This window comes from Mesorhizobium sp. CA10 (assembly GCF_020165285.1).
Lineage (GTDB): Bacteria > Pseudomonadota > Alphaproteobacteria > Rhizobiales > Rhizobiaceae > Mesorhizobium.
Window position 1 is genome coordinate 1 of the sequence record NZ_JAIUHV010000002.1, and the last position, 25605, is coordinate 25605.

At 63.8% G+C, this 25605-nt stretch carries 22 protein-coding genes; 8 read left to right on the forward strand and 14 right to left on the reverse strand.

Annotated features, from left to right (window positions below):
- Nucleotides 1-33 precede the first annotated feature (33 nt).
- From LB535_RS03490 to LB535_RS03500, 3 genes are all read left to right on the forward strand, one after another.
- On the forward strand, nucleotides 34-957 hold the full coding sequence (locus LB535_RS03490; RefSeq protein WP_095765915.1) for a sulfite exporter TauE/SafE family protein: 924 nt from the start codon (nucleotides 34-36) through the stop codon (nucleotides 955-957).
- Complete coding sequence (locus LB535_RS03495; protein ID WP_224631198.1) at nucleotides 957-1748, forward strand: TIGR02186 family protein; 792 nt, start codon at nucleotides 957-959, stop codon at nucleotides 1746-1748. The genes LB535_RS03490 and LB535_RS03495 overlap by 1 nt, the downstream gene beginning before the upstream one ends.
- A 201-nt stretch (nucleotides 1749-1949) precedes the next feature.
- Nucleotides 1950-3206, forward strand: coding sequence for an Hsp70 family protein (locus LB535_RS03500; RefSeq protein WP_224631199.1), 1257 nt, complete (start codon nucleotides 1950-1952; stop codon nucleotides 3204-3206).
- 287 nt (nucleotides 3207-3493) lie between these two features.
- Here the strand turns inward: LB535_RS03500 and LB535_RS03505 are convergent, their stop codons facing one another.
- Entirely contained in the window at nucleotides 3494-4381 is an 888-nt protein-coding gene (locus LB535_RS03505) for a LysR family transcriptional regulator (protein ID WP_224631200.1), read from the reverse strand.
- Here LB535_RS03505 and LB535_RS03510 point away from each other — a divergent pair.
- The 4 genes from LB535_RS03510 to LB535_RS03525 are packed head-to-tail and all read left to right on the forward strand — an operon-like array spanning nucleotide 4331 to nucleotide 9262.
- On the forward strand, nucleotides 4331-4663 hold the full coding sequence (locus LB535_RS03510) for a hypothetical protein (RefSeq protein WP_181174893.1): 333 nt from the start codon (nucleotides 4331-4333) through the stop codon (nucleotides 4661-4663). The two genes, LB535_RS03505 and LB535_RS03510, sit on opposite strands and share 51 nt — an antisense overlap.
- A complete protein-coding gene (locus LB535_RS03515) occupies nucleotides 4660-7590 on the forward strand; it encodes a molybdopterin oxidoreductase family protein (RefSeq protein WP_224631201.1) in 2931 nt (976 codons plus the stop codon). The genes LB535_RS03510 and LB535_RS03515 overlap by 4 nt, the downstream gene beginning before the upstream one ends.
- Nucleotides 7587-8321 carry a 4Fe-4S dicluster domain-containing protein gene (locus LB535_RS03520; RefSeq protein ID WP_224603006.1) on the forward strand — a complete coding sequence of 245 codons (735 nt, stop codon included), beginning with the start codon at nucleotides 7587-7589 and terminating at the stop codon, nucleotides 8319-8321. Before LB535_RS03515 ends, LB535_RS03520 begins: the two co-directional genes overlap by 4 nt.
- 2 nt (nucleotides 8322-8323) lie before the next feature.
- Nucleotides 8324-9262 carry a dimethyl sulfoxide reductase anchor subunit family protein gene (locus tag LB535_RS03525; RefSeq protein WP_224603004.1) on the forward strand — a complete coding sequence of 313 codons (939 nt, stop codon included), beginning with the start codon at nucleotides 8324-8326 and terminating at the stop codon, nucleotides 9260-9262.
- 3 nt (nucleotides 9263-9265) lie between these two features.
- Here LB535_RS03525 and pdeM read toward each other — a convergent pair whose 3' ends face one another.
- The 5 genes from pdeM to LB535_RS03550 form a co-directional block, all read right to left on the reverse strand.
- On the reverse strand, nucleotides 9266-9982 hold the full coding sequence (gene pdeM / locus LB535_RS03530; protein ID WP_095765921.1) for a ligase-associated DNA damage response endonuclease PdeM: 717 nt from the start codon (nucleotides 9980-9982) through the stop codon (nucleotides 9266-9268).
- 18 nt (nucleotides 9983-10000) lie between these two features.
- Nucleotides 10001-12532: a ligase-associated DNA damage response DEXH box helicase gene (locus LB535_RS03535; RefSeq protein ID WP_224631653.1), complete on the reverse strand. Its 2532-nt coding sequence runs from the start codon at nucleotides 12530-12532 to the stop codon at nucleotides 10001-10003.
- A 271-nt stretch (nucleotides 12533-12803) separates the two neighbouring features.
- A complete protein-coding gene (locus LB535_RS03540; protein ID WP_224631202.1) occupies nucleotides 12804-13664 on the reverse strand; it encodes an NlpC/P60 family protein in 861 nt (286 codons plus the stop codon).
- Nucleotides 13665-13713: 49 nt separating this feature from the next.
- Nucleotides 13714-14064: a MarR family winged helix-turn-helix transcriptional regulator gene (locus tag LB535_RS03545; protein WP_040985896.1), complete on the reverse strand. Its 351-nt coding sequence runs from the start codon at nucleotides 14062-14064 to the stop codon at nucleotides 13714-13716.
- 68 nt (nucleotides 14065-14132) lie between these two features.
- Nucleotides 14133-15497, reverse strand: coding sequence for a leucyl aminopeptidase family protein (locus tag LB535_RS03550; RefSeq protein ID WP_224631203.1), 1365 nt, complete (start codon nucleotides 15495-15497; stop codon nucleotides 14133-14135).
- 125 nt (nucleotides 15498-15622) lie between these two features.
- Between LB535_RS03550 and LB535_RS03555 the strand changes: the two genes are divergently transcribed.
- Nucleotides 15623-16450 carry a tetratricopeptide repeat protein gene (locus LB535_RS03555; protein ID WP_224631204.1) on the forward strand — a complete coding sequence of 276 codons (828 nt, stop codon included), beginning with the start codon at nucleotides 15623-15625 and terminating at the stop codon, nucleotides 16448-16450.
- 153 nt (nucleotides 16451-16603) lie between these two features.
- Here the strand turns inward: LB535_RS03555 and LB535_RS03560 are convergent, their stop codons facing one another.
- The 8 genes from LB535_RS03560 to LB535_RS03595 form a co-directional block, all read right to left on the reverse strand.
- Nucleotides 16604-17620: a type II secretion system F family protein gene (locus LB535_RS03560; RefSeq protein WP_224631205.1), complete on the reverse strand. Its 1017-nt coding sequence runs from the start codon at nucleotides 17618-17620 to the stop codon at nucleotides 16604-16606.
- A gap of 13 nt (nucleotides 17621-17633) precedes the next feature.
- Nucleotides 17634-18647, reverse strand: a complete 1014-nt coding sequence (locus tag LB535_RS03565; protein WP_224631206.1) for a type II secretion system F family protein — start codon at nucleotides 18645-18647, stop codon at nucleotides 17634-17636.
- Between the two features lie 149 nt (nucleotides 18648-18796).
- Nucleotides 18797-20293 carry a CpaF family protein gene (locus LB535_RS03570; protein ID WP_224631207.1) on the reverse strand — a complete coding sequence of 499 codons (1497 nt, stop codon included), beginning with the start codon at nucleotides 20291-20293 and terminating at the stop codon, nucleotides 18797-18799.
- A gap of 30 nt (nucleotides 20294-20323) precedes the next feature.
- The gene (locus LB535_RS03575) at nucleotides 20324-21607 is read right to left on the reverse strand and encodes a CpaE family protein (RefSeq protein ID WP_224631208.1); all 1284 of its coding nucleotides are present in this window, start codon (nucleotides 21605-21607) and stop codon (nucleotides 20324-20326) included.
- Nucleotides 21608-21652: 45 nt separating this feature from the next.
- Nucleotides 21653-22384, reverse strand: coding sequence for a CpaD family pilus assembly protein (locus LB535_RS03580; protein WP_224631209.1), 732 nt, complete (start codon nucleotides 22382-22384; stop codon nucleotides 21653-21655).
- 14 nt (nucleotides 22385-22398) lie between these two features.
- Nucleotides 22399-23907 carry a type II and III secretion system protein family protein gene (locus LB535_RS03585; protein ID WP_224631210.1) on the reverse strand — a complete coding sequence of 503 codons (1509 nt, stop codon included), beginning with the start codon at nucleotides 23905-23907 and terminating at the stop codon, nucleotides 22399-22401.
- The gene (gene cpaB / locus LB535_RS03590) at nucleotides 23904-24716 is read right to left on the reverse strand and encodes a Flp pilus assembly protein CpaB (protein WP_224631211.1); all 813 of its coding nucleotides are present in this window, start codon (nucleotides 24714-24716) and stop codon (nucleotides 23904-23906) included. The genes LB535_RS03585 and cpaB overlap by 4 nt, the downstream gene beginning before the upstream one ends.
- A gap of 222 nt (nucleotides 24717-24938) precedes the next feature.
- Nucleotides 24939-25457, reverse strand: coding sequence for a prepilin peptidase (locus tag LB535_RS03595; RefSeq protein ID WP_224631212.1), 519 nt, complete (start codon nucleotides 25455-25457; stop codon nucleotides 24939-24941).
- Nucleotides 25458-25605 lie beyond the last annotated feature (148 nt).

Genomic DNA, 25605 nt, shown 5'->3' on the forward strand with positions numbered 1-25605 from the left:
TGCGCCGGCAGACAAACTGATCGAGACAGACGGGTGGGCATCTATCTCCCGATCGCGGAAATTTCCGTCAACATCTTCGTGCTGCTCGCGATGGGCGCCGCGGTGGGTTTCCTGTCGGGCATGTTCGGGGTCGGCGGCGGCTTCCTGATCACGCCGCTTCTGATTTTCTACAACATCCCGCCGGCAATCGCCGTCGCCACCGGCGCAAACCAGGTCATCGCCTCCTCCTTCTCGGGCGCGCTTTCGCATTTCAAGCGCGGCACGCTCGACTTCAAGCTGGGCGGCGTGCTTTTGGCCGGCGGCATCGTCGGCTCGACGGCCGGTATCTTCGTCTTTGCGCTGTTGCGCCGGCTCGGCCAGCTGGACCTGTTCATCTCGCTGCTCTACGTCGTGCTGCTCGGCACGGTCGGCGGGCTGATGCTGTTCGAAAGCGTCAACGCGCTGCGAGCCAGCCGCAGCGGCGCCGCGCCCGTCCTCAAGAAATCCGGCCAGCACAACTGGATCCACCGGCTGCCGTTCAAGATGCGCTTCCGCGCCTCGAAGCTGTTCGTCAGCGTTATCCCTGTGCTCGGGCTCGGCGCCGGGATCGGCTTCCTGTCGTCGATCATGGGCGTCGGCGGCGGCTTCATCATGGTGCCGGCGCTGATCTATCTGCTCAAGGTGCCGACCAATGTCGTTATCGGCACCTCGCTGTTTCAGATCATCTTCACCTCAGCCTATACGACGCTGGTGCATGCCACGACCAACCAGACGGTCGACGTGATCCTGGCCTTCCTGCTGATGGCCGGCGGCGTCGCCGGCGCGCAATACGGCGCCAAGGCCGGCCAGAGGCTGCGCGGCGAACAGCTGCGCGCGCTTTTGGCGATGCTGGTGCTGGCCGTCGCCATCCGCCTTGCCGCCGATCTCTTCGTGACGCCGCCCAATCTCTATTCTCTGTCCGCCGCGGGGCTCAACTGATGGCGGCACGACGAGCATTTGCAGCCGCCGTCTCGTTGTCGATGATCCTTGCCCTTTCCCCGGCGACGGCACAGACGCCGCCCGCCGAAAGCATACAGATCGGCCTGTCGACCGACGCCATTTCCATCACGGCGGGTTTCTCGGGCGCCGACCTCACGATCTTCGGATCGCTGGAGAATCCCGACCCGCTGATCGCGCGCCAGGGGCGCTACGACGTGATCGTCGTGCTCGAAGGGCCGCCAAGGCCGGTCGTCGTCCGGCGCAAGGATCGCGTGCTCGGCGTCTGGATCAATCTGGATTCGGAGACGTTCGAGAACGTGCCGGTTTCCTATTCCGTCGCGACGACGCGACCGCTGCAGGACATCGCCGAGCCCGCCAAATACAAGCAGCTCTCGCTGGGCGCGCAGAACCTCTACATGAAGCCCGCCGACGAGACCGACAGCCCGGCGACGATCGAGGAATTCACCGCCGCGCTCCGCGACCGCAAGGCGGCGACGGGCCTCTACAGCGAGAATGTCGGCGGCGTGCAATTCCTGTCGCAGAACCTGTTTCGCGCTACCGTGCGGCTCGCGCCCAACGTGCCGGTCGGAACCCATAAGGCCCGCGCGTTTCTGTTCAAGAGCGGCATGTTCGTCAAGGAAAGCTCGGCCCAGCTCGAAATCCGCAAATCCGGCTTCGAGCAATCGGTCTTCCGCGTCGCGCATGACGATTCGTTCCTCTACGGCGTGTTTGCGATATCGCTGGCCATGCTGACCGGCTGGCTGGGCCGGCTCATCTTCCGCAAGGACTGATGCTTCGGGAAAAATCGGAAGACCCATCTTCCGGTGAAAAGAGGGTTTCCCTTTTCCCGGTTTTCCGATACATCGCCGCCTCCCAGCCCTAGGGACAGCACACACTTCTCGATTTTCGGCAGAGCGGTTCGGCTTTCCAGACGACGGCGAGTCTCGCGTCGTTGACAACCCCCTGCCCCAAGGCAACGACAGGAGGCTGCGATGCGATCGGCATTCGGCGGCATCGATTTCGGCACGTCCAATTCCACCGTGGGCGTGATCCGCGACGGCCGGGCGCGGCTGGTGGCGCTGGAGGGCGAGCAACCCACCTTGCCGAGCGCCGTGTTCTTCAATTTTGAGGACGGCTACACCTATTTCGGCCGCCGTGCGATCAGCGACTACACCGACAGCATCGAAGGCCGGCTGATGCGCTCGCTGAAGAGCGTGCTTGGCAGTTCTCTCGCCAACGAGAAGACGCGCATCAAGGCGCGCCAGATCGGCTTCATCGACATCGTCGGCCTGTTCATCGACCACCTCAAGAAGCGGCTGGAAGAAGATGCCGGTGGTCCGGTCAACAACGTCGTGCTGGGCAGGCCCGTGCAATTCGTCGACGACGACGCGGCTGCCGATGCGAAGGCGCAAGGCGAACTTGAAAAGGCCGCCCGCGCGCAGGGCTTCAAGCACATCGCCTTCCAGTTCGAGCCGATCGCGGCGGCGCTCGACTACGAGCAGAAGGTTTCCCGCGAGGAGCTGGCGCTGATCGTCGACATGGGCGGTGGCACCTCCGATTTCTCGATCGTACGAGTCTCACCGGAGCGCGCCCGCTCGACCGACCGCAAGGCCGACATATTAGCCAACCGGGGCATCCATATCGGCGGCACCGATTTCGACCGGCTGCTCAGCATCGTCCATGTCATGCCCGAGCTCGGCTATCTGACGCGGACCAAGGACCACAAGCGGAACCTGCCCGCGGCCTACTTTATCGACCTTGCGACCTGGCAGCGCATCAACCTCGTCTACACGGCCAAGGCCATGAACGACCTGCGACAGATCCGCTACGAGGCCGAGCGGGCCGACCTCGTCGACCGCTTCATCCACGTTGTCGAGCATCGCTATGGCCATGCGATGGCGGGCTTGGTCGAAAGGGCGAAGATCGCGCTCACGGACCAAGCCTCGGCCGAAGTGAAGGTGTCGCTACGCGGCGCGCGCTTCGCGGCCGAGATCACACGCGCCGGCCTGGAGGAAACGATCAGCGGCGACATCGAACGCGTGGCCGCGACGGTCAAACACACGATCGCCGACGCCGGCATCCCTGCTTCGGCCATCACCGCCGTGTTCCTCACCGGCGGTTCGACCGCCATCCCGCTGGCGAAACGGCAGATCCTGGCGCTGGTGCCGCAGGCATCGGTCATCGAAGGCGACATGTTCGGCTCGGTCGGCCTGGGACTCGCGCTCGACGCACAGCGAAAATATGCGTGAAGGCTGAAGGTTACTAGGACGCCAGTCACTTCGTCATCCACGGGGGGAGCAAGGAGCGAAGCGACGCGCGCAGACCCGAGGATCCATTCCGTGACTTTGAAGCGTTGCTCCGGTGCAGCATTCTGCTCCGCTGCATTCCACGTCGAAGGTCACGGAATGGATCCTCGGGTCTACGCTCCGCTTCGCGTCGCTCCGCCCGTGGATGACGAAGTTCGGAGGCTTTCGGCTAATCGCGAGCGTTCGCAATGATCAGCATCCAAATGACATAGTTCGGATGCCGCCTGGGCTCAACTGGCCTTTCCACCAAGATGCGCCTTCAGCGCCATCTGCGCGAGGCTCGCCTGGCGGTCGCGATGCGTGATCATGGCGAAATCGCGCTTCGGCAATTCGACCGGCACGGCCCTGAGGCTGCCCTCCGCCAAAGAGCGCGCGACCACCAGTTCCGAGATGATCGTCGCCCCTGCGCCGGCCTCGACCGCCTGACGCACGGCCTCATTGCTGGGCAGGACGAGGAAAATCTGCAACTCGGCCGGCGGGACTCCCTGGCTAAGCGCGAAATCCTCCAGCGCCTCGCGCGTGCCCGACCCGCCTTCCCTGATGATCCAGCGCAGCGCCCTGATGTCGAGGTTCCCCGCCCGCGTCATCGGGATTTCGGGATGCGCGCGCGCGACGACCAGCATCGGACGGTCTTCGTCGACCGTGGCGCGGCGCAGGACGTCGGACTCGGTGCGGCCCTCGACCAGTCCGAAATCGGCCCTGCCGTCCAGCACATTGGTCTCGACCTGCCTGGTGTTGCCGATTGTCACGCTGAGCTTCACGGCAGGATAGGCCTCGTGGAAGGACGCCAGGCGGCGCGGCAACCAGTAGCTGGCGATGGTCTGACTGGCCGCGATCGACAGGCTGCCGGCGACGGTCTGCGAGACATCCTCCAGCACGCCACGGGCCGCCACGGCGCGATCCAGAACCGCCTTCGCCTCCGGCAGGAAGCGGTGGCCGGTCTGGGCCAGCTCGATGTTGCGGCCGACCCGGTTGAACAGGCGCACGCCGTGCTGGCTTTCGAGCGCGCGAATGGCAGCCGACGCCGCCGACTGCGAGATGCCGAGCCGCTCGGCAGCCTTGGTCATATGGCCGTGCTCGGCGACAGCGACGAAGATGCGCAACTGATCGAGTGTCATGGGCTAACTAAGAAGCAAAATCGATCGGAATTACAAGAGCTGCTTGTTAGACGCATCAATAGCTTTGTTCTAAGTTTTTATCGGAAGTTGGAAAAATTAGCTGCATTTCCGTCAACGGTTGAAATGATCGAGCGCTTCAAATCCTTGTTCGCGCATTGGAACCGCCGGCTGAAGCGGCAGCTCGCCGGCGAGCGCTATCATCCCGAGCTCCACTATATGCGCGGCCCGGGTCCCAAGACGAAGGCCAAGATGGCGACCGGCAAGAGCGTTCGCGGATCATGAACCCCGGCGCGCCGCGCGGCGCCAATTCCGCCCCCTCGCAACGGCCGCTGGCGGACAGCCGAGCGCCGGAGGAGGGCGATGGCGTCGAGACCTCGCCAAGCGTCTCCGACCGCATCGCCAAGACCACCTGCTACATGTGCGCCTGCCGCTGCGGCATCGACGTCCACATCAAGGACGGCAAGGTACGCTACATCAACGGCAACAAGGACCATCCGGTGAACCGCGGCGTGATCTGCGGCAAGGGCAGCGCCGGCATCATGCAGCATTACAGCCCGGCGCGGCTGAAGAAGCCGTTGCTGCGCACAGGTCCGCGCGGCTCCGGCGAATTCCGCGAGATCGAGTGGGAGGAAGCGCTGACCATCGTCACCGAGAGGCTGTCGGCGATCCGGCGCACCGACCCGAGGAAGCTTGCCTTCTTCACCGGGCGCGACCAGTCGCAATCGCTGACCGGCTGGTGGGCGTCAAAATTCGGCACACCCAACTTCGCCGCCCATGGCGGCTTCTGTTCGGTCAACATGGCGGCCGGCGGCCTCTATACGATCGGCGGCTCGTTCTGGGAATTCGGCGAGCCCGACTGGGACAACACCAGATACTTCATGCTGTTCGGCGTCGCCGAAGACCACGATTCCAACCCGATCAAGATCGGCCTAGGCAAGCTCAAGGCACGCGGGGCCAAGGTGGTTTCGATCAATCCCTGCCGCACCGGCTACAATGCCATCGCCGACGACTGGATCGGCATTCGCCCCGGCACCGACGGCCTGTTCGTGCTGGCGCTCGTCCACGAACTGCTCAAGGCCGGACGCGTCGATCTCGACTATCTGCTGCGCTACACCAACGCGCCCGTGCTGGTCGTGCAGGAACCGGGGACCGCCGACGAGGGCCTGTTCGTGCGAGACGGCGACGGCAATCCGCTGGCTTGGGACAGAGTGGCGAAGCGCCCGGTCAATGCAGCCGACCCCGAAGCCAAGCCGGCGCTGACCGGCAGCTATGAGGCAGGCGGGCGGCGTTGCGTGCCTGTCTTCCAGCTCATCGCCGAACGCTATCTCGACGAGACCTATTCGCCGGACGCCGTGGCGGCGCGCTGCGGCGTCACCGCCGACACGATCCGGCGGATCGCGGCGGAGCTGGCGCATGTCGCCTTCGAGCAGCCGATCGAGCTGCCGATCGCCTGGACCGATTGGGCCGGCCGGCGACACGAGACGATCAAGGGACGACCCGTCTCGATGCATGCCATGCGCGGCATCTCGGCCCATTCCAACGGTTTTCACACCTGCCGCGCCATCCACCTCCTGCAGGTGCTGCTCGGCACGGTGGACGTTCCGGGCGGTTTCCGTTTCAAGCCGCCCTACCCGCGCCCGGCGCCGCCGGAGCCGAAGCCATGCGGAAAAAACGTTCGGCCGATGACGCCGCTCGACGGCATGCCGCTCGGCTTCGTCTGCGGCCCGGACGATCTTCTCGTCGACGAGGCCGGCCGGCCCACCCGCATAGACAAGGCCTATTCCTGGGAAGCACCAGTGGCCGCGCACGGGCTGATGCACTCGGTCATCCGCAATGCCTGGGCCGGCGATCCTTATCCGATCGACACACTGATGATGTACATGTCGAACATGGCGTGGAACTCGTCGATGAATACGGTCGAGACCGTTCGTATGCTGACCGACAAGGACGAGGCGGGCGCCTACAAGATCCCCTTCATCATCTATTCCGACGCCTATTATTCCGAAACGGTGGCTTTCGCCGACCTGGTGCTGCCCGACACCACCTATCTCGAGCGGCACGACTGCATCAGCCTGCTCGACCGGCCGATCAGCCATGCCGACGGTCCGGGCGACGCCATCCGCCATCCCGTGGTGCAACCGGACCGCGACGTGCGGCCGTTCCAGTCGGTGCTGATCGAGCTCGGCGCGCGGCTTGGTCTGCCGGGCTTTGTCGACGAGGACGGCTCAGCCAAATACCGCGACTATGCCGACTACATCGTCAACCACGAGCGCACGCCCGGCATCGGCCCTTTGGCCGGCTGGCGCGGCGAGAATGGCGGCTCGATCGGCAGGGGCGACGTCAACCCCAACCAGCTGCAGCGCTACATCGACAATGGCGGCTTCTGGCACCACGATTTTTCCGACGAGCAGCGCTATTACAAGATGGGCAACCGTGCCTATCTCGACTTCGCCGTAGAGATGGGTTTCATTTCCAAGGCCGAGCCTATCGTCTTCCAGCTCTACTCGGAGCCGATGCAGCGGTTCAGGCTTGCCGGGCGCGGCCATGGCGAGGTGCAGCCGCCGGACGCCGAGCGCGGCCGCATCGAGGCCTATATGGACCCGCTGCCCTTCTGGTACGCGCCCTTCGAGGACAGCACCGTCGACCTGCAAAAATATCCTCTGCATGCGCTGACGCAGCGGCCGATGCACATGTACCATTCCTGGGGATCGCAGAATGCGTGGCTGCGGCAGATCACCAGCCAGAACCGGCTGTTCGTGCATAGGCAGACCGCCACCGAGCTTGGCCTTTCCGACGACGACTGGGTGTGGATCGAAAGCGTCAACGGAAGGGTGAAAGGCCAGATCAAGCTGATCGACGGCGTGAACCCGGACACGGTGTGGACCTGGAACGCGATCGGCAAGCGGCGCGGCAGCTGGGGCCTGAAGGACGATGCGGCGGAGAGCAATCGCGGTTTCCTGCTCAACCATATCATCGGCGACCAGACGGCGGCCGATGCCAACGGCAAGCGCTATTCGAATTCCGATCCGGTCACCGGACAGGCCGCGTGGTTTGACGTGCGCGTGCGGATCGTCAAATGCGCGGCGGAGGAAGCCGGCTTCACCGAGCCGCATTTCGAGCGTTTTGCACAGCCACCGCATTTCGAGCCATCGCCTGACGTGCTTCGCTTCGGCACGGAATTCCGCATGAAGAGGGAAGCCGCCGAATGACCTGTCTTCCCGCTCGAACCGAGAAAAAACTCGGCCTCGTCATCGACCTCGACACCTGCGTCGGCTGCCAGGCCTGCGTCACCGCCTGCAAGGAGTGGAACACTGGCGGCCACATGGCGCCGCTGACGGACATCGATCCCTATGGCGGGCATGTCGACGGCGTCTGGTTCAACCGGGTGCATAGTTACGAGCACACGACCGAACAGGGCGACCGCACGGTGAACTTCCCGCGCTCCTGCCTGCATTGCGAGCAGCCGGCCTGCGTCACCGTCTGCCCGACCGGCGCCTCCTACAAGCGTGCCTCGGACGGCATCGTGCTGGTCGACGAGGACAAGTGCATCGGCTGCAAATTGTGCAGTTGGGCCTGTCCTTACGGCGCGCGTGAATTCGACACCGATGTCGGCGTGATGAAGAAATGCACGCTCTGCGTCGATCGGATCTACAACGACAATCTGGCTGAGGAGGACCGGGTGCCCGCCTGCGTCGCCGCCTGCCCGACCAGCGCCCGGCATTTCGGCGACCTCGGCGATCCGGCCTCGGCGATTTCGCAGCTTGTCGAGGAGCGTGGCGGCGTCGCGTTAATGCCGGAGCTCGGCTACAAGCCGACCAACAGATATTTGCCGCCGCGCGCCCGTAGCCAACGTGCGGCGAAGCTGGACGCGCCGGCGCTGGAGCCGATCCGGGCCGAGGGCGGCTTCCTCGGCTGGATCGACCGCATGCTTTCGAACTGATCATGCATCCCGCCTTCTCGGTCGTCTTCTTCACCACTGCCACCGGCGCCGGCTACGGCCTGCTGGCACTGCTCGGCCTGCTTGGCGGATTTGGCGTGATCCCGGCCGATTTCTGGCTTGGCCTTGTCGGCATGGGGCTGGCGCTCGGCCTGATCGCGGCCGGCCTGTTGTCCTCGACCGGCCATCTTGGCCGCCCTGAGCGAGCCTGGCGCGCTTTCTCGCAATGGCGCAGCTCGTGGCTGTCGCGCGAAGGCGTGGCCTCGGTCGCCACCTTCATTCCGGCCGGCCTGTTCGGCATCGGCTGGGTGTTGCTCGGCAGGAGCGGCGGCTGGGTAGCGATCGCCGGCCTGCTGGCGGCGGCAGGCGCGGTCGTGACAATCTGCACGACCGCCATGATCTATGCTTCGTTGAAGCCGATCGCGCAGTGGCACAGTCGCTATACTTTGCCGGCCTATCTCATCTTCGCGATGATGACCGGAAGCGTTCTCGCCAACGCCTTGCTCCAGGGGTTCAAGCTGGGTTCAACGGCGATGCCGATCTGGGCTCTGCTTGCCACGCTCGCCGGCTGGGGCTGGAAGCTTGCGACTTGGCGCTACAATGACCGGCTGGAAATCCCGACCACCGCCAACACAGCGACCGGCCTTGCCGGCGGCACGGTGCGTTCCATCGAGTGGCCGCACACGGAAGAGAACTATCTGCTGAAGGAAATGGGATTCCGCATCGCGCGCAAGCATAGCGCCAAGTTGCGGCTGATCACGCAGGCGCTGGCATTCGCAGTGCCAGCCATTCTGCTGGCGATCGCGTACTTCCTGCCAAGGCCCTTAAGCGCAATTGCGTCCATGCTTGCAGCCGTCGCGCAACTCGCCGGCATGCTGGTCGAGCGCTGGCTGTTCTTCGCCGAGGCGAAGCACACGGTCACCCTCTATTACGGCAGGGAGTAAGTTTCAGCCCGGCCTGAGCATCGAGCCGGAGATAGCAAAAATGCGTTCGGCGCCCAGCATATAGGCCATTAGCGTCTCCAGCCGGAACAGGCCGGCATAGGCGCGGTCGAGAACGTTGAGCGAGCCGGTATAGGCGCCGAAGGCCGGCATGATCATGCGGCCGCCATCGCCGGCAAAGCAGCGCCGCCTGACCGAGCGCCCGCGCTGAACGATGCGCGCGCACGGATGGAGGTGGCCTGATATCTCGCCCTCCACCCGGACCTTCGACGGCTCGTGACGGAAGAGCAGCGAGCCGATGGCGAGTTCCCGCACGGTCTCGCCCGGCAGGTCGGCTGGCGCATCCGGGTCGTGGTTGCCGGCGACCCAGAACCAGTCGCGGCCGGCCATCATCGCCTCCAGCCTTTCGCGGAAACTCAGATGCATGCGCTCGGCACCGCCGCCGTCATGGAAGGAATCGCCCAGGCTGACGACGATGCGCGGCTGATAGTCGGCGATCACCGCCTGAAGCCGCAGCAGGGTGGCCCCGGTGTCGTAAGGCGGGATCAGCGCGCCGCGCCTGGCGAAAGAAGAGCCTTTTTCGAGATGCAGATCGGAGACCGCGAGCAGCCGCAGATCGGGGAAATAGAGCACGCCGCGCCGGTCGCAGACCGCGCGCTCGCCGGCGATGCCGACAGGGTCGGCCTCGGCGATCAGCGTTGCGCGCGACAGCGAAAAATTCATCCCCTCTTAGGCCTTCTTTCAGTCCGCCATCTCCGGCCCCATGGCCTCTTCGACGAGCGTGGCGGCATCCATCAGCAGCGTCTCGTCTGCCTCGCCATTCACCGGCATCTTGCCGATTTCAAGCATGATCGGCACGGCCAACGGCGATATCTGCTCAAGGTTCTTATGCATGATTCGACCGCGGATGCGCGAGAGCATCTCGGCAAGTCTGCTGACATCGAGCAACCCGGTCGCGGCATCCGTACGGGTGGCCTGCAGCAGAATATGGTCGGGTTCATGGCTGCGCAACACGTCATAGATCAGGTCTGTCGACACGGTGACCTGGCGGCCGCTTTTTTCCTTGCCTGGGTGGCGCTTCTCGATCAATCCGGAAATCAGCGCGCAGTTGCGGAAGGTGCGCTTCAGCAGCCAGCTGTCGGCGAACCAGGCTTCGAGATCATCGCCCAGCATGTCCTGATCGAATAGCGTGGCCAGCGACGGTTTTCTGTTCTTGAACATCCAGCCCATGTCGGCCAGCGACCAGATGGCCAGCGCGTAATCGGTGGCCACGAAACCGACTGGCTTCGCGCCCGCCCGATCCAGCCGGCGGGTGAGCAGCATGCCCAGCGTCTGATGGGCAAGCCTGCCTTCGAAGGGATAGGCGACGAGGTAATAGCGGTTGCCGCGTGGAAAAGTCTCGATCAGCAGATCATCGCGTTTCGGCAAAACGGACTTGTCCGCCTGAAATCTTAACCAGTCAGCGACCTGCTCAGGCAGTTTCTTCCAGCGTTGCGGGTCGTCGAGCATGGCCCGCACCTGCTCGGCGAGATAGGTCGAAAGCGGGAATTTGCCGCCGCCATAATAGGGCACCTTCGCGTCACTGCCCGGTGCGTTCGAGACGAAGCACTCGTTCTCGCGAATGCCTTCGAAGCGCAGGATCTTGCCACCAAACATGAAGGTGTCGCCGTGGGTCAAAGTCTCCAGAAACGCTTCCTCGATCTTTCCCAGCACCCTGCCGCCGCGCGAGGCCGCCCCTCTGCTGCCGGCCTGGACGTAGCGCACATTGAGCGCCGGCACTTCGATGATGGTGCCGACATTCAGCCTGTATTGCTGGGCGACGGCCGGATTTGAAACCCGCCATAAGCCTTCCTTGGTCTGACGGATGCGGGCATAGCGCTCGTAATTTCTCAGCGCGTAGCCGCCGGTGGCGACGAAGTCGATGACCCGATCGAATGTCGGCCTGTCCAGGCTGACGTAAGGCGCGGCCGTCCGTATCTCCTCGAAGAGCACATCGGCATGGAACGGCGCGCCGCAGGCGCAGCCCAGCACATGCTGGGCCAGCACGTCGAGCCCGCCATTGACCAGCGGCGGCGTGTCCTGGGCGCCGAGATAATTGGCATCGAGCGCCGCCCGGCATTCCAGCACCTCGAAACGGTTGGCCGGGATGAGAATCGCCTTTGAGGGCTCGTCCATACGATGGTTGGCACGGCCGATGCGCTGCGCGAGCCGGCTGGCGCCTTTCGGCGCACCGACATGCACGACCAGGTCGACATCGCCCCAGTCGATGCCGAGATCCAATGTCGAGGTGGCGACGATGGCGCGCAAGGCGTTTTCGCCCATGGCCTTCTCGACGCGGCGGCGCTGGGCGACATCAAGCGATCCGTGATGAAGCGCGATCGGCAGCGTGTCTTCATTGACGCGCCATAGCTCCTGGAACAACAGCTCGGCCTGGCTGCGCGTGTTGACGAACAGCAGCGTGGTCTTGTGCCGCTTGATCTCGCGGTAGATCTCAGGCGTGGCGTAGCGGGCGGAGTGACCGGCCCAGGGCACCCGCTCTTCCGAGTCGAGGATCGATATCTCGGGCTTCGCGCCGCCGGTCACGACGATGAGCTCGGACATGGCGCCTGGAGAAGCCTGGCTTACCAGCCAGCGACGCAACTCGTCCGGCTCGGCCACGGTCGCCGACAGGCCTATGGTCTGCAACCCGGGCACAAAAGCGCGCAATCGTGCAAGGCCAAGCGCCAGCAGATGCCCGCGCTTCGAGGTGACAAGCGAATGCAATTCGTCGAGCACGACATAGCGCAGGTCCTCGAAGAAGCGCTTTGCGTCGTTTGAAGCGATCAGCAAGGCGAGTTGCTCGGGCGTGGTGAGCAATATGTCGGGCGGCGCCAGTTTCTGCCGCTGGCGTTTATGCGAAGGCGTGTCGCCGGTGCGCGTCTCGATGGTGACAGGCAGGCCGATCTCCTCGACCGGCTTGCCGAGATTGCGCTCGATGTCGACGGCCAGCGCTTTCAGCGGCGAAATGTAGAGTGTGTGGATGCCGCGGCGGGCTTCGCCCGGCTTTCGCTTGGGACGGCTGGCCAGCTCGGTCAGCGACGGCAGGAAGCCGGCCAGCGTCTTGCCGGCGCCGGTCGGCGCGATCAGCAGCACCGACTGGCCGCTTTGAGCCTTCGCCAACAGCTCGAGCTGATGGACGCGCGGCGACCAGCCCTTTTCGCCGAACCATTTGACGAATGGCTCAGGCAGCAGGACGGCGGCATTCTGCTCGGCAAGGCGCGGCTGCTCGGTCACGCGCAAGAGGTAGCGCGGCAGCAAGCAATCGCCAAGGAAAATCGGAACAAAAGGGGATCAGCGCGATTCTTCCTTCCCCCTTGTGGGGAAAGGTGGATTGCCGCGTAGCGGCAAGACGGATGAGGGGTGCTGGAAGAAACGAGACCTGACTAGATAAAGGTGCTAAAGACGCTTAGCTCTTCAACGTAGCGATCCGTCCAGCACCCCTCATCCGTCTCGGCGCTGCGCGCCGATCCACCTTCTCCCACAAGGGGAGAAGGGGAGGCTGGCGCTACGGCCTCCGAAACCCAGTCGGACCGCCATAAAGATAGCCGATGCGGTCGACAGCCTCTTTAAGGCCCTCGCGCGAGACCAGCATGGTGTGGCCGTTGGCGTGGATCATGTCTCTTTCGTCGGTCATGATCGCGACGTGGCCTTTCCAGAAGACGAGATCGCCGCGCCGGAGACCTGAATAGTCCGGACCCGGCTCCAACGGCGTGCCGATCGACGCCGCCTGCATATCGGAGTCGCGCAGCACATCCTTGCCCGTCATGCGCATTGCCAACTGCACGAGGCCGGAGCAGTCGATGCCGAAGCCCGAGACCCCGCCCCAGAGATAAGGCGTGCCGAGGAAGCTTTCGGCGACCGTGACGTAATCCTCGGCCAGCTCGGCGATCGGCCGCAGATGGCGGGCGACGATCGCCTGGCCGGAGGGCAGCAGCGCATAATGCGTGCCGCGCGTTTCGGCGGAGCCGGTCACCGTCACGGTCGACCCCATCGACAGCTGCCCGCTGATCGGAAAGCGGAGATCCGGTCCGGGATAGAGGAAGGTGCGCGGCACGGAGACGACGTGCGTGGGCGCATGTTCGCGTGCCCCAATCAGATTGTCGGCCACATAGCCGACATAACCGTCGCGCTCGGCCTGCACCCAGGCCCAGCCTTCCGCGTCCTCGAAAACGAGCACGTCGTCGCCGAACAGCGCCTGCGTGTTGACGCCCGCGTCGGGGCGCGGCGCCTTGCGCAGGTCGGCGACCGACGCCGTGATCCGCGCCGGGCGGCCGTTGACGAAGCGGTCGGCAGCGACCTCGCCCTTCAGCCTCGCATCGGCAAGGTCGGAGCGGAAGGCATGAAGGCGGGCATCTCTGGCGGTCAAATCGATAATCCAGTCAAATCAGCAATGAACTCAGATGGGGGCAATGAGGTCAGATGGGCAGCTCGTGCGCCCTGGCGACGATACCATCGCCGAAGCGCTCGACAAAGAGCGCGCCTTCCACCGTGCGCCGGATCAGCACGTTGCGCTTGTCGAGCTCGTCGCGGTGGCGCGAGACCAGCTTCAGCGCGCCCATCGTGTCCAGCGCCCGGGTGATGACCGGCTTGGTGACGTTGAGCTTGGCGGCCAGCCCGCGCACGGTATGGGGCGGCGGATCGAGATAGATGGTGAACAGGATAGCCGTCTGGCGCATGGTGAGATCGGGCTCGCCGTCGCGCACCTGGGCCAGCATCACCTGCTGCCACAGTCGCAAGGCCTGGCTCGGGCGCATCGAGATCGACATCGCCCAAGCATGCCGGCAAATTGTTTCGGTTCCGTTTCAGTGACGATCTGCCACCTTGGTCTTCCGGCTCAGGCAAATCGCTGCGTAATTATCCGCTCCAGCGCACGAATGCCTTGCGCTTCGCCGCCGGTCAGGCCGTAGGGTCGGTCGGCCGGGTTCCAGGCGAAGATGTCGAAATGCGCCCAGCTGTGGGTCTTCTCGACGAAGCGCTTGAGGAAAAGCGCGGCGGTGATCGATCCGGCAAAGCCGTCCGTCGTCACATTGTTGATGTCGGCGATCTTCGAGGAAAGCTTTGCATCGTAGGGTCGCCACAAAGGCATGCGCCACAGTGGATCCTCGACCGCGACCGACGCCGCGGCCAGGTCGGCGGCAAGCGTCTCGTCGTTGGTGTAGAAAGGCGGCAGATCGGGCCCCAGCGCGACGCGGGCGGCTCCGGTCAGCGTCGCCATGTCGACCAGCAAAGCGGGCTGCTCCTCGTCGGCCAGCGCCAGCGCATCGGCCAGGATCAACCTGCCTTCGGCGTCCGTGTTGCCGATCTCGACCGTGATGCCCTTGCGGCTCCTGAGCACGTCGCCTGGCCGGAAGGCATTGCCGGCGATCGAATTCTCGACAGCGGGGATCAGCACGCGCAGCCGGACATTCAGCCTCGCCGCCATGATCATGGCGGCGAGGCCCAGCACGTTGGCGGCGCCGCCCATGTCCTTCTTCATCAAAAGCATGCCCGACGACGGCTTGATGTCGAGGCCGCCGGTGTCGAAGCAGACGCCCTTGCCGACCAGCGTCACCTTCGGCGCGTCGCCACGTCCCCAGCTCATGTCGATCAGCCGCGGCGCGCCGGTCGAGGCCCGGCCGACGGCGTGGATCATCGGGAAATTCCGCATCAGCAGATCGTCGCCATGGATCACCGAGATATCGGCGCCGTGGGCGGTCGCCAGTTTTCGGGCGGCTTCTTCCAGTTCGACCGGACCGAGGTCGCTGGTCGGCGTGTTGACGAGGTCGCGCGTCAGGAACACGCTGTCGGCGACACTGCGGACATGCGCCACGTCGGCGCCCTCCGGAAGTGCAAAGCGCAAAGCCTTGCCGGGCTTCTTGCCGTAGCGAGTAAAGACATAGCCGCCGAGGACAAGCGCGAGCGCCGCGAGATCGGGTTGCGCCGGGCGCGACGCGAAATGCCAGTCGCCCTCCGGCAACGCCCTTGCGAGCGCGCCGAGAGCAAGAACGCTTTCGCCATCGCCTGTCCCGAACAGCGCGCCGGCAAGCCCGCCACGCTCGCCCGGCAGGACCAGCGTGCGCCCTGCCTCGCCGGAAAAACCGTTGGCTCTTGCCCAGGCGACGGCGGAGGGCGGCAGCGCCGCGGCTTCAACGGCGTCCTTCGCCACCAGATAGACAGGCAAGGCGGCTTCCGGCTTCTGCTCAACGAGTTCGACAGGCATGCGATGATCTCCGGCCGAACAGTTCGAGTCGGCGCTTCTTAACGGTCCGTTAGGGTTAACAGAATATTTCTGCCGGAGGGAAGACGGCCAGCCAATGGCCGCACAGGAATGGAGACCGGGCGCCGATGCCGACCGAAGCGTTGAACCTTGCAGCCAAGCGTCTGATCACCACGGCTTTCATGGCGGCGCTGGCGGCCAGTGTGGCCGGTTGCGGCAGCACCAGCAAGTTCACCACGGGCTCCATCTCCCGCTCCGACAGCAGGCCGCTGGAAACGATGTCGTCCGGCGAATTGCGTACCGCCACGTCCAGGCTCGGCCAGTCTTATGCCCGCAATCCGGGCGACAAGCGCATCGCGATGAATTTCGCGGCGGCGCTGCAGATGGACGGCGATGCCGACCAGTCACTGGCGGTGATGCGCAAGCTGGCGATCGCCTATCCCAAGGATCGCGAGGTGCTTGCGGCCTATGGCAAGGCGCTTGCCGCCAACGGCCAGTTCGAACCGGCGCTCGATGCCGTGCGGCGCGCGCAGACGCCCGAATATCCGGACTGGAAGCTGGTGTCGGCGGAAGCGGCCATTCTCGACCAGATGGGGCAGAAAGACGAAGCGCGGCAAGACTATCGCAAGGCGCTGGAACTGAAGCCGAACGAGCCTTCGGTGCTCTCCAATCTCGGCATGTCCTATGTGCTCGAAGGCGACCTGCGCACGGCAGAAACCTATATGCGCTCCGCCGCGCAGCAGCCCGGCGCCGACAGCAGAGTGCGGCAGAACCTCGCGCTGGTCGTCGGCCTGCAGGGCCGCTTCGACGAAGCCGAGAAGATCGCCTCGCAGGAACTGTCGCCCGAACAGGCGCAGGCCAACGTCGCCTATCTGCGCCAGATGCTTGCCCAGCAGAACGCCTGGAGCCAATTGAAGGATCAGGACAAGGACAAGGCGAAGGTCGCCACGAACTGACCGCGGACGGCATTGCCAAATCGACCACCGTTGAAACCAAAAAAAGCCGCGCGGATCCCGCGCGGCTTTTTGATTTGAAGCGAACGGCCCTATCTCTTTGTTTTTGTGCAATTCCGGAACGGAAAACCGCTCAACGCTTTTCCTGGAATTGCTTTACTGGCTCGAGGAGCTGTGCTGGTCGCCGAAGATGCCGCGCTGGCTGACCTGGATGCCGGCCGGTCCCAGAATGATGGCGAATAGAACCGGCAGGAAGAACAGGATCATCGGCACGGTAAGCTTCGGCGGAAGTGCTGCGGCCTTCTTCTCGGCGGCGTTCATGCGCATGTCGCGGCTTTCCGAGGCGAGCACGCGTAGCGCGTGCGCCACCGGCGTGCCGTAGCGTTCGGCCTGGACCAGGGCCTGGGACACCGACTTCACCGATTCCAGGCCGGTGCGGCTTGCCAGGTTCTCATAGGCGACCTTGCGGTCCTGGAGATAGGACAGCTCCGCATTGGTGAGCACGAATTCCTCGGCAAGCGCCACCGACTGCGCGCCGATCTCGTCGGCAACCCTGCGCAGGGCAGCTTCCACCGACATGCCGGATTCCACGCAGATCAGCATCAGGTCGAGCGCGTCCGGCCACGCCAGCTGGATCGACTGCTTGCGCTTGGTCGCGCGGTTGTTGACGTAAAGGATCGGCGCATAGAAGCCGCCATAGGCGACAACGACACAGACGAACAGCTTGATGAAGGCCGGCTGCTGCGGCAGGCCGCCGAGCACGAACAGATAGACGGCCGCCAAGGCAAAACCGACGAATGGCAGGACCAGGCGGAAAAAGAGGAAGCGCGTCAGCGGGTTCTGGCCGCGGAAGCCCGCGACCTTGAGCTTCTGGATCGTGCTTTCATCGGCAAGCGCGCGCCTGAGATCCAGGCGGTCGACGATGTTGCGCATGCCGATGGACTGTTCCTCCCGCAGGCCCTTGCGGCGGCGGTCGGCCTCGTTGGCCAGCCGCGCACGCTGCTCGGCGCGCATTTTGTCGCGTTCGAGCGCCACGCTTTTCATGCGCGACTTGAGCGACGTGCCGCCGAACGCCGGCATGAGCGTGAAGACGGTCGCGAACACGGCGATGCCGACCAGCATCGCGATCAGGAAAGAAGGGTCGGTGAGTGTTTTGACGACCTGCTCTGTCACCGGATCCGCGCCTCTACACTTCGAAGTTCATCATCTTGCGCATCACCAGGATGCCGATCGACATCCACACACCCGAGCAGCCGAGGATCAGGTTGCCGACGTTGGTGGTGAACAGCGGCATGATGTAGTTCGGGCTCGACAGATAGACGAGGAAGGCGACGACGAACGGCAAGGCGCCGATGATGACGGCCGATGCCTTGGCTTCCATCGACAGCGCCTGGACCTTGGCCTTCATCTTCTTGCGGTCGCGCAGGACGCGCGAAAGGTTGCCCAGCGCCTCGGACAGGTTGCCGCCGGCCTGCGACTGGATCTGGATGACGATGCCGAAGAAGCCGGCCTCGCTGCACGGCATCGTCTCGGACATGCGCATGGCGGCGTCGGGCACCGACATGCCCATCTGCTGGGAATCGACGATGCGGCGGAATTCGGACCGGACCGGTTCGGGCGATTCGTTGGCGATCAGGCGGATCGAATCGTTGAGCGGCAGACCGGACTTGACCGCGCGCACGATGATGTCGAGCGCATTCGGAAATTCTTCCAGGAAGGCCTTGACGCGGCGTGTGCGGCGAAACGACACGAACCAGCGCGGCAGGCCGAGGCCACCCACCAGCAGGGCTCCGGGCAGAGCCCATAGAGGCGCGCCGAGGAAAAAGAGAACGGCCGTCAGGATGATCCCGCAGACAGCGGAATAGATATAGAAACGCTCGATCGGGACTTGCATGCCGGCCTGGCGGATCTGAACCTTCAGCGGCGGTTTTTTGACGTTGCGATCGTTGGCCTTCTGCTTCTCGTCGAGCTGCTTCAGCGTGTCCTGGACGTTTTTTCGCCGCTTGACCGCTTCCGCGGCGCGGTCGCGCGTCGCTTTCACCACCGACCGGTCCGTTTCGGCTGTCTTGATGGTCTGAAGCCGCTTGCCGGCCTGCTTCTCGTTGTCGATGCGCGTGAACAGGAAAGCATAGGCCACCGCGCCGGCGCTGAAGCCGGCAAGCACGATGAAAGCCAGTACGGTGGTGTCAATTCCGAACATCGACCGGGGTCCCTAGGGCATTTCGCGGTTCCAAGGAAACGGCGAACCGCCCTGTCTCTTTGTCTTGACGCAATTGCGGACGGAAAGTTACGGCGCCGAACCCGACCGCATCACACTTTTCCTGGAATTGCTTCCAACCTCCAGATGCATCAGTCAGCGCGTTTCTCCATCGCCTCGAGCGCACTGGCGAGGCGCTGCTCCTCGCCATAATAGCGGGCGCGGTCCCAAAAATGCGGACGGCCGATGCCTGTCGACACATGCTCGCCAACCAGCCGGCCGCCGGCGTCTTCACCCTTGATGTTATAGAGCACAAGATCCTGGGTGATGATGACATCGCCTTCCATGCCGACCACCTCGGTAATGTGGGTGATGCGGCGTGAGCCATCGCGCAGGCGAGCCGCCTGGATGATCACGTCGATCGAGCCGACGACGATCTCGCGCACCGTCCGCTGCGGCAGGGAATAGCCGCCCATGGCGATCATCGATTCGATACGATTGAGGCATTCGCGCGGGCTGTTCGAGTGGATCGTGCCCATCGAGCCGTCGTGACCGGTATTCATCGCCTGCAGCAGGTCGAACACCTCCGGTCCGCGCACTTCGCCGACGATGATCCGCTCCGGCCGCATGCGCAGGCAGTTCTTGACCAGGTCGCGCATGGTCACCTCGCCTTCGCCCTCCAGATTGGGCGGCCGGGTTTCGAGACGGACCACATGCGGCTGCTGCAGCTGCAGTTCCGCCGAATCTTCACAGGTGATGACGCGCTCCTCGCGGTCGATATAGTTGGTCAGACAGTTGAGCAGCGTCGTCTTGCCGGAGCCCGTGCCGCCCGAGATGACGACGTTGCAGCGGACGCGGCCTATGATCTTGAGGATTTCCGCGCCTTGCGGCGAGATGGCGCCGAACTTGACCAGCTGGTCCAGCGTCAGCTTGTCCTTCTTGAACTTGCGGATGGTGAGCGCGGTGCCGTCGATCGACAGCGGCGGCGCGATGACGTTGACGCGCGAGCCGTCAGGCAGGCGCGCGTCGCAGATCGGGCTCGATTCGTCGACGCGGCGGCCGACCTGGCTGACGATGCGCTGGCAGATGTTGAGCAGCTGCTGGTTGTCGCGGAAACGGACGCCGGTCTGTTCGACCCTGCCATTGACTTCGATGTAGACGTTCCTGGAGCCGTTGACCATGATGTCGGCTATATCGTCGCGGGCAAGCAACGGCTCCAGCGGTCCATAACCCAGAACGTCGTTGCAGATGTCCTCGAGCAGTTCTTCCTGCTCGGAGATCGACATCGCGAAGTTCTTGATCGCGATGATGTCGTTGACGATGTCGCGGATTTCCTCGCGCGCGCTCTCGGGATCGAGCTTGGCGAGCTGCGACAGGTCGATCGTGTCGATGAGCGCCGAAAAAACTTGGCTCTTGGTGTCGTAATAGGTCTCGGAGCGCTCGCGCTGGACCCTTCTTGGCGGCTCCGGCGCCATGGGCGGTGCCTCGACGGGCCGGCGCGCCGGCGGCGTGGCCGGCGTGCTGGACGGCGGCGCGACCGGTCGTTCAGCCGTCATCGTTCCGGTTGGAGCGGCGGCGGGAGCGGATGCCGGCGGACGGAATTCGGGCGTTGCCCGGCTGCCGTCGTCTTTGCCTCTTTTACCAAACATGATCGACTACCCGATGCCGCTCAATCAGCGTCACTTCTTGTTGCGCGAGAGCTTGCCGAGGATCGAGCCCAGGCCTGCTTTCTTCCTTGTCTTGATTTCGCTGCGTCCGGTCAGCACATGCGCTATTTCATTGATGGTGGTCACGACCGGGCTCTTGGCGTCCATCTCGGAGAGCATGCGGCCGTTGTTGGCGGCATTGCCGAACAGCAGCGGTTCGAAGTTGATCACCGCCATCGGCGTGATGCCGAGCGGTTCGGCGAAATCGGACGCCGCGATCTCGGGCCGTTTCGGCACGCCCGCCTGGTTGATGATCAGCTTCGGCGGCGGATCGTTCGGACGCAGCCGCTTCAGCATGTCCACCATGTTCTTGGTGTTGCGAAGATTTGCGAGCTCTGGCGTGGCCGTGATGACGATCTCGTCCGCCTTGATCAGCGTGCTCTTGGTCCACCCGCTCCAGACGTGCGGGACATCGAGGACAAGCAGAGGCGCGCTGCGCTGCGCTGTCTCTATGATCTGCGCGAAGGCCTCGGACTCGAAATCGTAGACGCGCTCTAGCGTGGAGGGAGCCGCGAGCAACGACAGATGCTCGGCGCATTGCGCAAGCAGACGGTCGAGATAGACCTCGTCGACCCGCTCCGGTGAAAACACCGCCTCGGCGATGCCTTGCGCCGGATCCTGATCGAAATTGATGTTGGCGGTGCCGAAGGCGAGATCGAGATCGGCGATGACGACCTCGGACTTGAACAGGGAAGACATCGCCCAGGCGACATTGTGAGCGATGGTGGAGGAGCCGACGCCGCCCTTGGCGCCGATGAACGCGATCGAGCGGCCGATCGGCTCTGAATCCGGATCGACGAAGATCGATGACACGACGCTGACGATGTCTGTCATCGAAACCGGCGCGATGACATATTCGGAAATGCCCGAACGGATCAGCTCGCGATAGAGCCCGACATCGTTGTAGTGGCCGATAACCACCACCTTGGAGGACGGATCACAATATTCCGAGAGTTGGCCGAGCTGTTCGAGCAGCTGCTGCGGTTCGCTGCGCGATTCCAGCAGGATCAGGTTCGGTGTCGGCGCGGACTGGTAGAACTCGATCGCGGTCGGGATGCCGCCCATATGGACCTTGAGATGGGCCTTGGCCATCCGACGATCCTCGCCGGCGCGCTCGACGGGGTTAGCGACCCCCTCGGTCTCGCAGAAGGCCTGGATCGAAATGCGCGGCACGGGGCGCAGCGCCTGCATGGCGGCGATGTCCTGCTGCGAAAGGTCGCCGGTTTCCGCGGGCGTGTCGTAGGCAAGATTGCTCATCGTCATGCTCTTTCCGTGACTGCTTTCTTCGTCGTCCGGCGCAGCTTAGTAGGTCACTTCCGAATTGCCGAGGAACTCGTCCGAGATGCCCCTCTCGCGGTACTGGTCGATCACCGCGCCGCGATTTTCGGCGTCGATGTCGGACTGTTTGCGCGGCCCGATCAGATCGTTAGGATTTGCCAGCTGTGCTGCGAGGTTGTTCTGATAGGAGCAGCCGAAGTCGGCGTAGTGCTTGTTCTGCGACGTTTCCAGGATGTCCTCGGGCCAACGCCCGCATTTGTCGGTCTGGGCCCTCACCGCGACGAAGGCGACGCGCACCGGCGCTGACGCCTCCGGCACCGCCGACTGATAGGATGTCATGACGATACGGTTGCGCTTGACGCCTGCCGCAATGGCGAGCCTGGCAAAATCGCGACCGGCGGCCCGGGCGGCAAGCTCATTGGCGGACCCGGCTGGCATCGCGATCGTCAGCGCCGGCGCGGCGCTCTTGTCGTAGCCGTCAAGAAAACCGAGCAGCGTATCGCGCTGTGCACCGGTCATGCCGCGATCACCGGCGCCGACCGGCAGGTCGATCTTCTGGTTCTTCTCGGCAATGACGATCGGATGGGTCGTGCGGTAGTCGTCCGGTATCGACCCGACGGTCACGCTGTCGCGGTTGGCGCAACCTGCGAGCGACGCGGCAAGCATGACCGCCAATGCCGGGACTACCTGCCGACGGATCCTTGCGATACCGGATGCTGTCCGGACCGTCATGACCTTCGATGCTGACTTGGACATATCCGCATTCCCACTCATTTGTAGATGAAGCCCACGACGCCGTGGTAGCGGCCGGCTGGCCTGTCGGTCTGCATGGTGCCGTAGACCCGGTTGACGCGGCCGAGGAACATGCCGGCGCCGTCGCTCGCAGGATTGAAATTGTCATCCGGCTTCGCCAGCTCGTTGCGTGCAACAGGCTTGACTAGGTAAGGCGTGATGATGATGACGAGCTCGCTTTCGTTGCGCACGAAGTCACGGCTACGAAATAGGGCGCCGAGGACCGGTATCTTTGTCAGGCCAGGCATGCCGTTGAGGGCCTGGCGCACATCGTCACGAACAAGTCCGGCGATCATCATCGATCCCCCGGAGGGCAGCTCCACGGTCGTATCCGCCAAGCGCTTGCGCAGCGATATGATGTTGGTATCGCCAAATGCAACGGAGCCTTCCGTCGTCGGCTCTGACACCGCGGTTCTCACTTTCAGGCTGATACGGCCAGCCGACAGGACCACCGGTTGGAATTCCAGCCCGATGCCATAGTCGACCTTTGACGACGTCCAGGTTCTGTCGGCATTCTGATTGTCTGCCGATTTGTTGCTGGTGACGGCGGTCACTATGTTGTATTCGCCGCCGACCTTGAACGTCGCCTTCTCACCGGAGACCGCCGTTAACGTTGGCTCCGCCAGTGTCTTCATGGCACCAGACTGCTCCATGGCGTTGATGGTGCCTTGCAGGGATGAAGTGGCGAAGCTCAAGCCTGAGGAGGACAGTGGCTTGCCCAAACCCGGGAAAGTATCGCTGGTCGCACCATAGCTGATGCCATTGCTGCCACCGCGGCCAACCATGTTAACGCCGAGCTGCTTCATCACCGAGCGGCTGACTTCGGCGACGGTCACCTTAAGCGTCACCTGGTCGTCGCCGATGATCTGCAAGAGGTTGACGATCTTGGAGGTCCGGCGCTCCTGGTCGGGATTGTTGATGTCGACGCCGCCATTGACCGAGCCGCCGGCGGCGGTCTGCGAATATTGACCCGTCGTCGCTTCACCGCCAGACACGAAGATGGTTGCCAGGTCGACGGCCCGCTTGGAATCGAGCGGTGTGTCGACCATGCCCGTCAGGACGACGTTGTCGTTGAGAAGCTCGACCTTGATCTGCGAGGACGGAATGAAGCGCTTGAGATAGTCTTCCAGCCCTGCGACGTCGCGCTCGACGGCCAGATCCAGGCTGACGATCTGCTCGCCGTTGGGGCCGAAGACGAAGATGTTCGTCTCGCCGACCGTCTTGCCGAACAGGTAGATGCGCCGCGCGGTGCGCGTCACGGCATCGGCAACGGCCGGATTGGCGACGAGGATATCATAGGCGTCGCTCGGCAAGTCGATGACCACGGATTTGTTGAGGCCGAGCTTGACGCGCTGCGTGGCGACGGAAGCCGATACGCCGGCTCCCGCGGCTTTGGCTTCGACCAGTCCCGGGGCGCCGGTGCCGAGCACGAAAAAAGCGATCGCCGCGGCGGCCAGGAAGGGCAGCAGTTTACCGTTCAGCCTCATTTCCTTGCTCCCACCTCGGAAACCTCGCCGGACTTAATCAGCCGCACGGTTCCGCGTCGGCCGTTGCCGTTGACCAGATAGTCGGCTTCGTCCGTCGTCTTTTCATGGATGTCGGTGATCGGGCGCAGCGCCAGCGTCAGGCGGTCGGCCATCTGCTGCGCCACTGTGATGATCTCCGCCTGCTGCGGCGTCAGCTCCAGTGTCGCGGTCTGGCCGACCCTGGTCTTCTTGCCTTCCTCGTCTTCCTGGATGGTCTGGTCGATGGCCAGCACGCGGATGTTCTTGAGGATCGTCTCGGTGTTGAAGCCGCTGCCGCCGTTGCCGGTGTCGGCGCGGCGGGTCATGATGACGTCGACGAAGTCGTTGGGCAGGATGAAGCCGCCGGCGGACGTGTCGGCCGATATCGCGGTCGCGACGGCGCGCATGCCGGAGGGCAGGATTGAGGACATGAAGCTCTGCCCCTCGCCGACCAGCTTGGAGCGCCGCAACGGCTCGCCGGTATACATGGCGACGCGGGCGACCGACCCCTTGAGCTTTTCGATCGCGTCAGGCTCGGCGGCGCGCGTGATGAAATTGGCGTTGACGCCATCGGCCGGCCATGCTTCCCAGCCGATGTTGGTGCCGAGCTGGCTGCCCATCGACACGTCACCGGAAAGCACCAGCACATCCTGCACTGCGATCGCCGGTTGCTTGGGCGCATCGACAATGACCTGAGGCGGCGGCGCTACGACCATGTTCTTCGCCACGTAGCCCGCGCCACCCGCCGCGACCGCAGCCACGCCCAGAATAATCAATCGGGATGCTGGCATTCGTCCGAAACCCTTCGCCTCATGGCAAAACCACCTCGCCAGGCCGGACTTTGCAGCTGCAATCGTCAAAACAAGGTTAATGCAATGCTTACGATCGTGATTAATTTAAGGTTTACTCAAATTGGATTGAATGGCCCGCCGGTAACAGAAAAAGCGGCCGGGGCCGCTTCCGATCTGATAAAAGGCGGCCGCTTGGGATCGCCCACGTTGAGATCGCCGGGCCTATGTCGTGAGCCTCTGCAGCGCCCAGACCATCAGCGGCGAATCCGGGAAAGTGATCAGTCCACCGGCGCCAAGCGCGATGCCATATGGGATGCCAACGCTCTCGTCCGCGAAATGGCGCAGAAATCGGCTGTGGCCGGTGTACGTGACGAGCGGCGATTTTCGGTAGGCAAGGATTGCGAGGGTAAGCAGGCCGCCGATGAAAGCCGACGTCACCAGATATCCGATCAGGTTGATGTTGAGACCCATCCACAGAGCGGTCGCGGCCAGAAGCTTGGCGTCGCCGCCGCCCATGCCGCCGAGCGCAAAAAGGCCGAAGGTCGTGGCAAGCACTAGGGCGCCGGCGGCGAAGTGCCAGCCATAGGTTGACCAGTCCATGCCGGCGAGCGGCGCAACAAGCGCGAATGTAGCCACCAACAACACGGGAACGCGGTTGGCGATCGTCATCGACAGGGTGTCCGAGATCGCAGCGAACAGCATGCAGAAAGGAAATACGACGAAGATCACGGCTTCAAGCATGGATGCGGCGTGCCTGTGGCATGTTTTCAGCGGCATCCTAGGCGCGCTGGATTAACGATCGATGAGGCCGGACGATCAAAATCGGCCGGCTGCATGAAAAAAGGGCCACCAGCTGGCGGCCCTTTTCCTTCCTGCCGAAAAGGCGCGA

Coding starts and splice junctions, on each gene's coding strand:
- LB535_RS03495 (WP_224631198.1), top strand. CDS start 957: ATGGCGGCACGACGAGCATTTGCAGCCGCCGTCTCGTTGTCGATGATC.
- LB535_RS03500 (WP_224631199.1), top strand. CDS start 1,950: ATGCGATCGGCATTCGGCGGCATCGATTTCGGCACGTCCAATTCCACC.
- LB535_RS03510 (WP_181174893.1), top strand. CDS start 4,331: ATGGCCGTGCTCGGCGACAGCGACGAAGATGCGCAACTGATCGAGTGT.
- LB535_RS03505 (WP_224631200.1), bottom strand. CDS start 4,381: ATGACACTCGATCAGTTGCGCATCTTCGTCGCTGTCGCCGAGCACGGC.
- LB535_RS03515 (WP_224631201.1), top strand. CDS start 4,660: ATGAACCCCGGCGCGCCGCGCGGCGCCAATTCCGCCCCCTCGCAACGG.
- LB535_RS03520 (WP_224603006.1), top strand. CDS start 7,587: ATGACCTGTCTTCCCGCTCGAACCGAGAAAAAACTCGGCCTCGTCATC.
- LB535_RS03525 (WP_224603004.1), top strand. CDS start 8,324: ATGCATCCCGCCTTCTCGGTCGTCTTCTTCACCACTGCCACCGGCGCC.
- pdeM (WP_095765921.1), bottom strand. CDS start 9,982: ATGAATTTTTCGCTGTCGCGCGCAACGCTGATCGCCGAGGCCGACCCT.
- LB535_RS03545 (WP_040985896.1), bottom strand. CDS start 14,064: ATGTCGATCTCGATGCGCCCGAGCCAGGCCTTGCGACTGTGGCAGCAG.
- LB535_RS03550 (WP_224631203.1), bottom strand. CDS start 15,497: ATGCCTGTCGAACTCGTTGAGCAGAAGCCGGAAGCCGCCTTGCCTGTC.
- LB535_RS03555 (WP_224631204.1), top strand. CDS start 15,623: ATGCCGACCGAAGCGTTGAACCTTGCAGCCAAGCGTCTGATCACCACG.
- LB535_RS03565 (WP_224631206.1), bottom strand. CDS start 18,647: ATGTTCGGAATTGACACCACCGTACTGGCTTTCATCGTGCTTGCCGGC.
- LB535_RS03570 (WP_224631207.1), bottom strand. CDS start 20,293: ATGTTTGGTAAAAGAGGCAAAGACGACGGCAGCCGGGCAACGCCCGAA.
- LB535_RS03575 (WP_224631208.1), bottom strand. CDS start 21,607: ATGAGCAATCTTGCCTACGACACGCCCGCGGAAACCGGCGACCTTTCG.
- LB535_RS03580 (WP_224631209.1), bottom strand. CDS start 22,384: ATGTCCAAGTCAGCATCGAAGGTCATGACGGTCCGGACAGCATCCGGT.
- LB535_RS03585 (WP_224631210.1), bottom strand. CDS start 23,907: ATGAGGCTGAACGGTAAACTGCTGCCCTTCCTGGCCGCCGCGGCGATC.
- cpaB (WP_224631211.1), bottom strand. CDS start 24,716: ATGCCAGCATCCCGATTGATTATTCTGGGCGTGGCTGCGGTCGCGGCG.
- LB535_RS03595 (WP_224631212.1), bottom strand. CDS start 25,457: ATGCTTGAAGCCGTGATCTTCGTCGTATTTCCTTTCTGCATGCTGTTC.